At 58.6% G+C, this 11164-nt stretch carries 10 protein-coding genes and 1 pseudogene; 8 read left to right on the forward strand and 3 right to left on the reverse strand.

Annotation, left to right across the window (positions count from 1 at the left end):
• Positions 1-107: 107 nt before the first annotated feature.
• Together cysN and cysD are read right to left on the reverse strand one after the other, a co-directional pair.
• Positions 108-2021: a sulfate adenylyltransferase subunit CysN gene (gene cysN, locus ACGYK2_RS16955; protein WP_394374419.1), complete on the reverse strand. Its 1914-nt coding sequence runs from the start codon at positions 2019-2021 to the stop codon at positions 108-110.
• A 49-nt stretch (positions 2022-2070) separates the two neighbouring features.
• Positions 2071-2976 carry a sulfate adenylyltransferase subunit CysD gene (gene cysD / locus ACGYK2_RS16960; RefSeq protein WP_394374420.1) on the reverse strand — a complete coding sequence of 302 codons (906 nt, stop codon included), beginning with the start codon at positions 2974-2976 and terminating at the stop codon, positions 2071-2073.
• A gap of 222 nt (positions 2977-3198) precedes the next feature.
• On the opposite strand from cysD, the gene rfbC reads away from it, so the two are divergent.
• Genes rfbC through ACGYK2_RS17000 form a run of 8 tightly spaced genes read left to right on the forward strand, consistent with a single transcriptional unit; the run spans position 3199 to position 10163 of the window.
• On the forward strand, positions 3199-3765 hold the full coding sequence (gene rfbC / locus ACGYK2_RS16965) for a dTDP-4-dehydrorhamnose 3,5-epimerase (RefSeq protein WP_394374421.1): 567 nt from the start codon (positions 3199-3201) through the stop codon (positions 3763-3765).
• Positions 3762-4802: a dTDP-glucose 4,6-dehydratase gene (gene rfbB, locus ACGYK2_RS16970; protein WP_394374422.1), complete on the forward strand. Its 1041-nt coding sequence runs from the start codon at positions 3762-3764 to the stop codon at positions 4800-4802. Before rfbC ends, rfbB begins: the two co-directional genes overlap by 4 nt.
• 4 nt (positions 4803-4806) lie before the next feature.
• Entirely contained in the window at positions 4807-5658 is an 852-nt protein-coding gene (gene rfbD / locus ACGYK2_RS16975; RefSeq protein WP_394374423.1) for a dTDP-4-dehydrorhamnose reductase, read from the forward strand.
• Complete coding sequence (gene rfbA, locus ACGYK2_RS16980) at positions 5655-6524, forward strand: glucose-1-phosphate thymidylyltransferase RfbA (protein WP_394374424.1); 870 nt, start codon at positions 5655-5657, stop codon at positions 6522-6524. The genes rfbD and rfbA overlap by 4 nt, the downstream gene beginning before the upstream one ends.
• 25 nt (positions 6525-6549) lie before the next feature.
• Entirely contained in the window at positions 6550-7140 is a 591-nt protein-coding gene (locus tag ACGYK2_RS16985) for a hypothetical protein (protein WP_394374425.1), read from the forward strand.
• Between the two features lie 5 nt (positions 7141-7145).
• Entirely contained in the window at positions 7146-8075 is a 930-nt protein-coding gene (locus tag ACGYK2_RS16990) for a glycosyltransferase family 2 protein (protein ID WP_394374426.1), read from the forward strand.
• Positions 8069-9103 (forward strand): hypothetical protein, encoded by a 1035-nt coding sequence (locus ACGYK2_RS16995; protein ID WP_394374427.1) that lies wholly within the window; start codon positions 8069-8071, stop codon positions 9101-9103. Before ACGYK2_RS16990 ends, ACGYK2_RS16995 begins: the two co-directional genes overlap by 7 nt.
• A gap of 13 nt (positions 9104-9116) precedes the next feature.
• Positions 9117-10163, forward strand: coding sequence for a glycosyltransferase family 10 domain-containing protein (locus tag ACGYK2_RS17000; RefSeq protein WP_394374428.1), 1047 nt, complete (start codon positions 9117-9119; stop codon positions 10161-10163).
• Positions 10164-10167: 4 nt separating this feature from the next.
• Here ACGYK2_RS17000 and ACGYK2_RS17005 read toward each other — a convergent pair.
• Positions 10168-11094, reverse strand: a pseudogene (locus tag ACGYK2_RS17005) (mannose-1-phosphate guanylyltransferase/mannose-6-phosphate isomerase); the annotation flags it as partial.
• Positions 11095-11164: the final 70 nt, after the last annotated feature.

Here is an 11164-nt window from a genome sequence, read left to right on the forward strand (position 1 = left end):
ATTAAGGCTACGAATGTTCGCGGTGGGCGAGTTAGAAAGTCGAACTATGAACGGTACGGGACAAAGCTAGGGACGGCGCGAGGTATGTTGCTCAGAGCAGACAAGAATTAGCGCTCCGGGATCAGCCTCGCGATAATCAAGTCCGCCGCTTCTTCAGCACTCAGAGCCGTCGTATCGATGCGCAACTCCGGCGCTTCCGGCGCTTCATAGGGCGCATCGATCCCGGTGAAGTTCTTCAACTCACCGGCGCGTGCCTTGGCATAAAGCCCTTTCACGTCCCGGCTCTCAGCCACGTCGAGCGGTGTGTCGACGAAAACTTCGATAAATTCGCCGGGCTGCATCATGTTGCGCACCATGTCCCGTTCCGAACGGTAGGGCGAAATGAAGGCGGTAATGACGATGAGACCGGCATCCGTCATCAACTTTGCCACCTCACCCACCCGGCGGATGTTCTCGACCCGGTCCGTCTCAGTAAAGCCCAGATCCTTGTTCAGCCCATGGCGCACGTTGTCGCCGTCCAGAAGGAAGGTGTGACGGTTCATTCGGGCAAGCTTTTTCTCGATGACATTGGCGATCGTGGATTTGCCGGACCCGGACAGGCCCGTAAGCCAAAGCACCGCAGGCTTTTGGTGTTTCATCGAAGCGTGATGGTCACGGCCAATATCCGTGGCTTGCCAATGAATGTTCTGAGCGCGGCGCAGGGCGAAATTGATCATGCCAGCGGCCACAGTGCGATTTGTGATCCGGTCGATCAGGATGAAGCCGCCCAGATCTCGGTTCTCGCTATAGGGGGCAAAGGGGATTTCGCGGTCAGTCGTGATGTTTGCGACGCCGATGGCGTTCAGTTCCAAGGTCTTTGTCGCGATATGTTCCTGAGTGTTGACGTTGACCTCATATTTAGGCTGCTGAACGGTCGCCGACACCGTTTGCGCCCCGATTTTAAGGGCATAGGCGCGCCCCGGAACCAGTTCGGCATCGTCCATCCAGACGAGCGTGGTTTCGAACTGGTCTGCCACTTCGAGCGGGGACTGTGCTGCCACGATCACCTGACCCCGCGAACAGTCGATTTCATCCGCCAAGGTTACGGTCACCGACTCCCCCGCAACGGCGAGTTCCCGGTCACCATCTAGATTGACGATCCGCCCGATGGTCGAGGTCTTGCCCGAGGGCAGGACGCGGACCGGATCACCCGGGCGCAGCTGTCCGCTGGCGATGAGGCCCGCGAAACCGCGGAAATCGAGATTGGGCCGGTTCACCCATTGTACTGGCAGCCGGAAAGGCTCGGATTGCTCGACTGTGCTTTCAAGCGTAACCGCCTCCAAATGCGGCAGGAGCGCTGGACCTTTGTACCAAGAGGTATTCTCGCTCGGGCCCGTGATATTGTCTCCCTTATAGCCAGAGATCGGAATAGCCGTGAAATCGGTGAGCCCGATGCTTTCAGCGAATGTCCGGTAATCCTCGACAATCTGGTCATAGGTGGCTTGGTCATAATCCACGAGGTCCATCTTGTTGACGGCTAGCACGACATGTCGGATGCCCAACAGATGCACGAGATAGCTGTGGCGACGGGTTTGGGTCAGCACGCCTTTGCGCGCATCAATCAAGATCACTGCAAGGTCGGCAGTCGAGGCGCCGGTGACCATATTGCGGGTATATTGTTCGTGGCCCGGCGTGTCGGCCACGATGAACTTGCGCTTCTCGGTCGAGAAGAAACGGTAGGCGACGTCGATGGTGATGCCCTGCTCACGCTCCGCCGCCAGACCGTCCACCAACAGGGCGAAATCGATATCCTGCCCTTGGGTGCCCACGCGCTTGCTGTCAGCCTCAAGGGTCGCCAGTTGATCCTCAAAGATCATCTTGCTGTCATAGAGCAGCCGCCCGATCAGGGTGGATTTGCCATCATCGACAGAGCCACAGGTGATAAAGCGCAGCATGGTCTTGTGCTGGTGCAATTCCAGATAGGCGTCGATGTCTTCGGCAATAAGGGCGTCGGTCTTGTAGGTCGGATTTTGGGCGGTCATGGGGGCAATGTCTCTGCTTAAATGGAAGGGCCGGAAAAGAAAGGAAGCGTCAGAAATAACCTTCTTGCTTCTTTTTCTCCATCGAGGCCGCCTGATCATGGTCGATCGCACGCCCCTGCCGTTCGGACGTGGTGGTCAGCAGCATTTCCTGAATGACCTCGGGCAGCGTTTTTGCCTCGCTCTCCACCGCGCCGGTCAGGGGGTAGCAGCCTAGGGTGCGAAAGCGGATCGAGCGCATTTCAGGCGCCTCACCCGGCTCTAACGGGAAACGGTCGTCATCCACCATAAGGATCATCCCATCGCGCGTGACAGTGGGCCGCGGTGCCGAGAAATACAGGGGAACGATCTCAATCCCCTCAAGGTGGATGTACTGCCAGATATCCAATTCGGTCCAGTTCGAGATCGGGAAGACACGGACGCTTTCGCCCTTGGCTTTGCGGGCATTGTAAAGCCGCCAGAGCTCCGGACGCTGGTTTTTGGGATCCCACCGGTGGTTTGCCGAGCGGAAAGAGAAGACGCGCTCCTTGGCGCGGGATTTCTCCTCATCGCGACGCGCACCGCCGAAAGCCACATCAAAACCGTGCTTGTCGAGTGCCTGTTTCAGACCTTCTGTTTTCCACATGTCGGTATGCAGCGCGCCGTGGTCGAATGGGTTGATCCCCTGCTCTGCCGCTTCGGGGTTTTGGTGCACGAGCAACTCCATCCCAGCCTCTTTCGCCGCACGATCCCGAAGCGCATACATGTCCTGAAACTTCCACGTCGTATCAACATGCAGCAGTGGAAAGGGCGGCGGGGCCGGATAGAAGGCTTTCTTTGCCAGATGCAGCATGACGGCGCTGTCCTTGCCAACGCTGTAAAGCATCACGGGGTTCTCCGCTTCCGCGGCAACCTCTCGTAGGATGTGAATGCTCTCCGCCTCAAGGCGCTGGAGGTGGGTCAGGGCTGTCGTGGTCATAAAGGGCATTCTCTGAAAGGGCATTTTGGAAGGGATACAATAGTTCTACTTTCTGCGATAGCGAGCAGAACCGTTAATTTAGAAAGGCTATTTTCCGGTCGTCGAAGTTCTCGTCAGTCGTATTGACTGAATATTGATTCCTGGCGGCAGTGCTTTCCATCCCATGACACCGACTCTATTGCTTGCTATGGAAAGTGTGAAGCCTTCAAGGATCACGCCGCCATGCAAGTAACCCAAACCGCCCTACCGGGGGTCCTCTTGTTAAAACCCGCGAGGTTCGGCGATGCACGTGGGTTCTTTTCAGAAAGCTGGAATCGCAAGAGACTGGCGGAACATGGGATCACCCTTGATTTCGTGCAGGACAACCACTCGCTCTCTGCCACCGTGGGGACTGTGCGCGGATTGCATTTTCAGGCCCCGCCCCATGCGCAGGACAAGCTGGTGCGCTGTGGGCGAGGCGCGCTGTTCGATGTGGCGGTGGATATCCGCAAGGGCAGTCCGACCTATGGCCAATGGGTCGGCTACGACTTGACCGCTGAGAACGGATTACAACTGCTGATCCCCAAGGGTTTTTTGCATGGCTTTGCGACGCGCGCGCCTGAAACGGAGATCATTTATAAATGCACCGATTACTATGCGCCCGAATGCGATGGGGCTGTGCGTTTTGACGACCCTGATATTGGCATCGATTGGGGCATAGACGGGGAGGCAATCCTCTCTGACAAAGACGCCAATGCCGCGCATTGGGCGGCTTTCGACAGCCCATTTACCTATGGGGAAACGACATGAAGATTCTGGTGACGGGCGGCGCCGGCTTTATCGGCTCAGCAGTGGTGCGGCTGGCGGTGGCGCGGGGGCATGAGGTCGTCAACTTGGATGCGCTGACCTATGCGGGCTGTCTCGAAAACCTCGCCAGCGTGACGGATGATCCGCTCTATTCCTTTGAGCATGCCGACATTCGCGACCGCGCGGCGCTTGACCGCATTCTTGCGGCGCATCAGCCAGACGCGGTGATGCATCTGGCCGCTGAAAGCCATGTGGACCGCTCAATCGACGGCCCAGGGGATTTCATCGAGACCAATATCACCGGCACCTACAACATGCTCGAAGCCGCGCGGAGCTATTGGGTGGCGCAGGGCAAGCCGGGAGGGTTCCGCTTTCACCACATCTCGACGGATGAGGTCTATGGCTCCCTCGGGCCAGATGGCATGTTCACCGAAGACACGCCTTATGACCCGCGCTCGCCCTACTCCGCCTCCAAAGCCTCCAGCGACCATTTGGTCCGCGCATGGCATGAGACCTATGGCCTGCCGGTCGTTTTGACGAACTGCTCCAACAATTACGGGCCCTTCCACTTTCCCGAAAAACTGGTGCCGGTGGTGATCCTGAACGCCTTGGCGGGCAAGCCGATCCCGGTTTACGGTCAAGGGCTGAACGTGCGTGACTGGCTCTATGTAGAAGACCACGCCGATGCGCTGCTGCAGGTGCTGGAAAAAGGCGCCTTGGGACGCAGCTATAACATCGGCGGCGAGAACGAGGCGCGTAACATCGACCTTGTGAAAACCATATGCAGCATTCTCGATCAAAAGCGCCCCAAAGAAACGCCCTACGCCGATCAGATCACCTTCGTACAGGACCGCGCTGGCCACGATCTGCGCTATGCCATCGATCCAAGCCGTATCCGCGATGAACTGGGCTGGCGCCCGTCGGTGACGGTCGAAGAAGGGTTGGAGCGGACCGTACAATGGTATCTCGATAATGAGGACTGGTGGCGGGCGTTGCAGCACCGCGATGGCGTCGGTCAACGACTTGGCACCAAAGGGTGAGCACATGACCATTCTTGTCTTCGGTAAAACCGGTCAGGTCGCGCGCGAACTCGCCGCCTTGGAGGGAACGGAATGTTACGGCCGTGACGCCGCCGATCTCGAAAACCCAGAGGCCTGCGCCGCCCTGATCCACAGCAAGCGTCCCGAGACGGTGATCAATGCCGCGGCCTATACGGCTGTCGACAAGGCGGAAAAGGAAGAGCCGCGCGCCACCACGATCAACGGTGCGGCCCCCGGTGCCATGGCCCGTGCCTGTGCGGCACTGGCCATCCCCTTCGTCCAGCTCTCGACCGATTACGTCTTCGACGGCGGCGGCGACGTGCCATGGCAGCCGGAAGACCGAACCGCCCCTCTTGGCGCTTATGGCCGCAGCAAACTGGCCGGAGAGCATGCGGTATGGGCGGCGGGTGGCACCCATGCCATCCTGCGCACCTCTTGGGTGGTTTCTGCCCATGGGGCGAACTTCGTCAAAACCATGCTGCGGCTCGGGGCAAAGCGTGACGCGCTCAACATTGTCGCCGACCAAATCGGCGGCCCCACCGACGCTGCTGAGATCGCGGCGGCTTGTCATGCCATTGCGCGGCAATTGATGAGCGACCCAACCAAAAGCGGCACCTACCATTTCTCTGGCACGCCGGATGTCAGCTGGGCCGATTTCGCCCGCGAAATTTTCGCGCAGTCACAGCTTGATTGCACGGTAACGAACATCCCCTCTTCCGAGTATCCGACCCCGGCCCAAAGACCGCTGAATTCCCGTCTGGATTGTCGCGCCACTGAGACCGTTTTCGACATCCCGCGCCCCGACTGGCGTGAGACGCTCACAGATATACTCAAAGACCTTGGAGCCCGATCATGAGCAAACGCAAAGGCATCATTCTGGCCGGTGGCTCTGGCACACGGCTCTACCCCATCACCATGGGAATTTCGAAGCAACTGCTGCCGATCTACGACAAGCCGATGATCTACTATCCGCTATCGGTTCTCATGCTCGGGGGCATCCGTGACATCGCCATGATCACTACGCCGCAGGATCAAGAGCAATTCATCCGGACATTGGGCGACGGCAGCCAATGGGGGATCAATCTGACCTACATCGTGCAGGAGAGCCCCGACGGTTTGGCCCAAGCCTATCTGCTGGCCGAAGATTTCCTAGCGGGTGCCCCTTCGGCCATGGTGCTGGGGGACAACATCTTTTTCGGCCACGGGCTACCTGACATGCTAGCCGCCGCGGATGCGCGCATCGAAGGGGGGACGGTGTTTGGCTATCATGTCTCTGACCCAAAACGTTACGGGGTCGTCGGCTTTGATGTAGACGGCAAAGCCCGAGAGATCATCGAAAAACCCGATGTGCCGCCCTCGAACTACGCGGTAACGGGCCTCTATTTCCTCGACGGAGATGCGCCGAAACGTGCAGCAGAAGTTAAGCCATCGGCGCGGGGTGAATTGGAGATCACCTCACTGCTTGAGATGTATCTACGGGCGGGCAAATTGCAGGTGGAGCGTATGGGGCGTGGCTATGCTTGGCTGGACACCGGGACGCATGGCAGTCTGCTCGACGCGGGGAATTTTGTCCGCACGCTGACCGAACGGCAAGGATTGCAAACCGGTTGTCTGGAAGAGATCGCCTTTAAAAATGGTTGGATCAGCGAAGAGGCCCTCGCAGAACGCGCCGAGATGTTCACCAAAAATGACTATGGCAACTATCTCGCAACGTTGAAGTAATCCAAAGCCCAACAGCCTGCCCGCAGTGGTTGATATTCCGGCGCATCTGCTTTCTAAATCCATTCAGTCTCTTAAGAGGAAGAAAATGGATAACATCGCTCTCGGCCCCGATGGGCAAGCCAATCACGCCCTTGCCATTATGCGCCATGAAACCCGCGAAGGAGATCTGGCCACAGATTTGCATTTCTTGCCGGGACTGGACCTTCATGCCGATCCTGCCTTGGGGCTGACGGGGCGCTACAGCTCGCCCGAGGGGCGCGTTCTGGAAATGGAGGCCCAGACTCACGGCCAGGGCGGCTGGTGTGGGCTGCATGTGCGGCTACCGGCTGAGAAACTGCACCATGTGGGCAGCATCGGCTTTGCCGCCCGTATTGCCGCGCCTGAAGTTTTCGTGGCCCGTGCCTGCATACGCTCGGGCGGACCGGACGGTTTTTCCGACTGTTTTTTCGACAAGCATCTGCTGTTTCGCCCCGAAGAGGCCAGCCATGTCGATGCGATACCGGTCCACTACCGCGAACCAATGCCGATGGAAGCGGCCTGGCGTGAGCTGATTTTCTTCTTGCCGACTTCCAATTTCCGCCTGTCCTTCATCGACCTGCGCCTTTTCGTCGTCTGATCGCCATGAGCCTTGGTCTGGTCATTCCCGTACGTGACGATCATGTCGCGTTAGACCAGCTTCTGGCGGAAGCCGGTAAACTGGGGGTGTTTGACCAAATCGTCGTGGTTGATGACGGCTCGGCAGAGCCGGTTGCCTCGGAGGTGGCCCAAATCATCCGACAAGACACGGCCACCGGCCCCGGCCCCGCCCGCAATATTGGGCTGGCCGAGATCGAAACCGACCATGTGTTGTTCTTTGACAGTGACGATATGATCACGCCCCAGATCATCCCGCTTTGGCGCGATCTGGCGGGGCGTGATTTTGACTTTTGTTTATTCCGCCATGCTGACACGCGTCAGATCGCACGGGGGCGCTGGCACCAAATGCCCAATGACGATGCGCTTTGGCGGCTGGCAGGCATGGGTGGGCAACACCTTACGCCCGTGACAGGACAGGCCGTAGCTTGGCTGGCTCAGACCGCCAACTACCCTTGGAACAAGATTTACCGTACTGGTTTTCTGCGTGAGGCTGGGATCAGTTTTCCCGATCTCATGCTCCACGAAGATATCGCCCCACATTGGGAAAGCTTTGCCAAAGCAAGTACTATTCTGGCGTCAGACCGCGTCTGTGCCACACATACTGTATCGCCCGGTGGTGGCCGAATGACCAACTTCCGTGGGCGCGAGCGGATCGGTGCCATCACCTCCCTGCAAAAGGTCAGCGCCCGCCTGCCAGCCTCCCTACGCTTGGCCTTTCAGTCCTTTACCAGCGGGCTTTTCGACTGGATCTATTACCACATTGATCCAAGGTGGCATGACGAGCTTCTCGTCTCTATACAGTGGTTTTGGCAAGCCACGCTCGGCCCGCAGGAAGAGGCACAATTGATCCACCAAGACCCCGTTCTTGCCCTGCGTATTGGCCTGCAAATGGCAGGTGGGCGGCTGCCATGCTGACCTTTGTCATGGCCACAGAAAACGAGGGCCCAGATCTTGATCTGACCCTAGACGCTCTGGTGCAGGCCAAAGGACCAGAAGACGCCCTACTGGTCTTTCATGCAGGCGATGACCGCACCTTCGCGCGGCTCCAGACTTTCGCGGCGGGGCATTCTGCACAAATCATCCGCACCGACAGCCCCGTGGGCAACCGAGGCGACCTTCTGCGGCTGGCGCTAGAGATGGCCGAAACGGACTACACCATGGCGCTGGCCCCAACGGACCGCCTGCAGCCCGAAGCTTTCCGCACCCTGCGCAGGACATTGCAGCAAGAGACCCCCGATCTTTGCCTACTTCATAGTGCTTGGTGGCTCGCCGATGCCGACCACCCCCTGCCCCGTAGCGACAGCGCTCTGCTTGAAGCCCTGCCGCAGCGACCCTCGGTCAGCGATTGCGCAGGTCTCTTGCCAGATCCGCGGCGGCTAATCTTCAGAACCCCCGACTGGCTGGCCCGCCTCGCCACATGGCCACCATCGGCAGACGACAGGGCGTTTTATGAACGCGCCCTAACGCAAAGCACCGAACTGATGGCCGCGCCTGCCCCCGTTCTGCTGCATCTTTATGCCCCCACCAATCCCGCCCCTGCGCTTTTGAGCTTTACCGAAGACCTTACAGTACGGCCCAAGAGCGAACGGGTCGCCTGCCTTGTGGAATGGATGCCATTCCTGGATGAACAGCTTGCGCTTTGCCCCCCTGCCGAGACATCCCTCATCCTTAACGCGCTGCCGAATATCGTCGCCCACCTGCCGCGGCCGGTCAGAAGAAACATGTCCCAGCAGCCCGGTGCCTTTGCGTGTCTGCTGGATGCGCAGATCAAAGACGGCAGCTCTGGCGCCAAGGCCGAGTTGAGCCTGCAGATATCCGCCCAGCAACAATACCGCACCGATATTCTGGCACGCGCGTATGGCAGGCTGCGCCAAGATCTCGACCTCGCCCTACCGGGGCCTGATTATTTGCGCAATCTCTATACACGCCTGCGCGGTCTCTAAAGGGCCAGATAGAGTGATCAAAGTATTCAAAACGGGCCGGCACAGCCACCGCACACCGCTTAGCTATCCGGCGCTATGGCCGCTGTTTGAAGGTAAGATCGAACTGGTCGACCGACCCTCTCTTGCCGATATTTATGTCTTTGCCCATGTACTCGACATCCAAGACGCACCGTTTGAAGTGATTGAGGACTGGCGCGCCCGCAAACGCCCCGTGGTGCTTTTGTCCGAAGAGCCCTTTTGGGATACAATCTGGGGCGGCCGCCCGCTTGACCCGGTGATCTATGTCGAAACCGACTGGGGCCCCCTGCCCGTTCATCAAATCAATCACTGCACCAGCGATATCTATAAATTCCAACACATCCCCTATTACCTACTGACCAACCATCGTTTCGCCAACGCCTACCGCCACCGCTTTGCCCGAAATGCCGCGCGCACCGTGCAAGACTGGCAAGAGGATTTCGCCCGCCGCCCCGTAGACGTCGCCTTCATGTTCGAACGCCGCGCCGAGCGGCATCACTGGGTGGAATGGCCCGAGGCAGATCTGACCGGCCTTTGTTCATGGCGCACTGATCTGGCTGAGGCGTGTACCACCGGTGTGGTCGAACGCTTGGGCCAAAGCTGGCAAGGCGGCCAAAGCCGTTTTGAGCTGACCACCGACTGGCACATGGACAAACTGACCCGCCTAGATGGGCGTACTCGCTTGATGGGTGCACTTGAGAACACCCATCACCCCGACTACATCTCCGAGAAGTTCTTCGACGCTTTTGCCTGCGGAGCGGTACCTATCTATTGGGCGAGCCCTGGGCACCGCATCCATGAATTGGGTTTACCGGAGAGGTCTTGGGTGAACCTATGGGGGATGACGCCAGACGAAGGCGCGGCGCGGATTGCGGATGCCCTGCGAGGCAGTGAAACCGCAGTGACAATGCCGAGCGCCATGGCCACGCTGAAGCAATTGTTTACCCCGGCAGAAGCATGGCAGAGCAGTCGCGACCACGTAGGAACCGGCGTCATTCACGCTTTACAGCATGTCTGCGATTTCCCGCTCCTCACCTTGTAAAGAGTTACCCCTTCGCCCCCTGCCCGCGCGCATAAACATCCTCATAGCGAATGATGTCATCTTCACCAAGATAACTGCCGGTCTGTACTTCAATCAGCACCATGGGCACCTTTCCAGGGTTCTCCATCCGGTGGGTCGCGCCAAGCGGGATATAGACCGACTGGTTCTCGGTCACGAGTTTCACCTCTTCGCCTACGGTCACCTGCGCAGTGCCCTCGACTACGATCCAGTGTTCCGCACGATGATGATGGCTTTGTAGGCTGAGAGCGGCACCGGGATGAACGACAATACGCTTCACCTGAAAACGTGATCCCACAACGAGGCTCTCAAACCAGCCCCAAGGTCGATAATCGCGCGGTAGAGTCTCAGCTTGTTTGGCGCCTTTGGCCTTCAGCGCGGCCACGGCTTTTTTCACGTCTTGCGCGCGGTCTTTATGCGCGACCAGCACCGCGTCTGGCATAGCCACCGCAATGATATCAGTCAGCCCGATGCCCACCAATTGCTGCTGGGGATCGCCGGCGCGCAGTAGGGTGTTCTCGCAGTCAATTGCCGTAGCTGATTCCGTGGCCACCACCCCGGCTTCATCCGGCCCCATCTCGCGCCAAACGGCGTCCCAGCCACCCAAATCTGACCAAACACCGCCGTAGGGCACAACGCTCAGGTTGTCGGCCTTCTCCATCACTGCATAGTCAATTGAGATATCTTCGACCTGCGCCCAGGCGTCGGGTGCCAGACGAGTGAAGCCGAGATCCTGTTCTGCCTGATCAACGGCCGTGCGCACCTGTGTCAGCATCTCAGGGGCATGGGCCTCGAAAGCGGCGATGATCGTTTGCACTGAAAAGAGGAAAATACCTGCGTTCCAAAGGTGCTGGCCGCCCTCAAGCATCGCTTGGGCAGAAGCACTATCGGGTTTTTCAACGAAACTGTTGATTGTCACTGAGAACTGACCCGGTATTTTCACCGAGATTTGACCCACCCTCAGTTATGCGTCGTGGTTTATG

The sequence above is a fragment of the Sulfitobacter sp. 1A10359 genome (genome assembly GCF_043558145.1).
Taxonomy (GTDB): Bacteria; Pseudomonadota; Alphaproteobacteria; order Rhodobacterales; family Rhodobacteraceae; genus Sulfitobacter; species Sulfitobacter faviae.

What these genes read in the sequence shown, in the direction of transcription:
- cysN (WP_394374419.1), bottom strand. Translation starts at nt 2,021, where the DNA reads ATGACCGCCCAAAATCCGACCTACAAGACCGACGCCCTTATTGCCGAA.
- rfbA (WP_394374424.1), top strand. Translation starts at nt 5,655, where the DNA reads ATGAGCAAACGCAAAGGCATCATTCTGGCCGGTGGCTCTGGCACACGG.
- rfbD (WP_394374423.1), top strand. Translation starts at nt 4,807, where the DNA reads ATGACCATTCTTGTCTTCGGTAAAACCGGTCAGGTCGCGCGCGAACTC.
- cysD (WP_394374420.1), bottom strand. Translation starts at nt 2,976, where the DNA reads ATGACCACGACAGCCCTGACCCACCTCCAGCGCCTTGAGGCGGAGAGC.
- rfbC (WP_394374421.1), top strand. Translation starts at nt 3,199, where the DNA reads ATGCAAGTAACCCAAACCGCCCTACCGGGGGTCCTCTTGTTAAAACCC.
- ACGYK2_RS16990 (WP_394374426.1), top strand. Translation starts at nt 7,146, where the DNA reads ATGAGCCTTGGTCTGGTCATTCCCGTACGTGACGATCATGTCGCGTTA.
- rfbB (WP_394374422.1), top strand. Translation starts at nt 3,762, where the DNA reads ATGAAGATTCTGGTGACGGGCGGCGCCGGCTTTATCGGCTCAGCAGTG.
- ACGYK2_RS16995 (WP_394374427.1), top strand. Translation starts at nt 8,069, where the DNA reads ATGCTGACCTTTGTCATGGCCACAGAAAACGAGGGCCCAGATCTTGAT.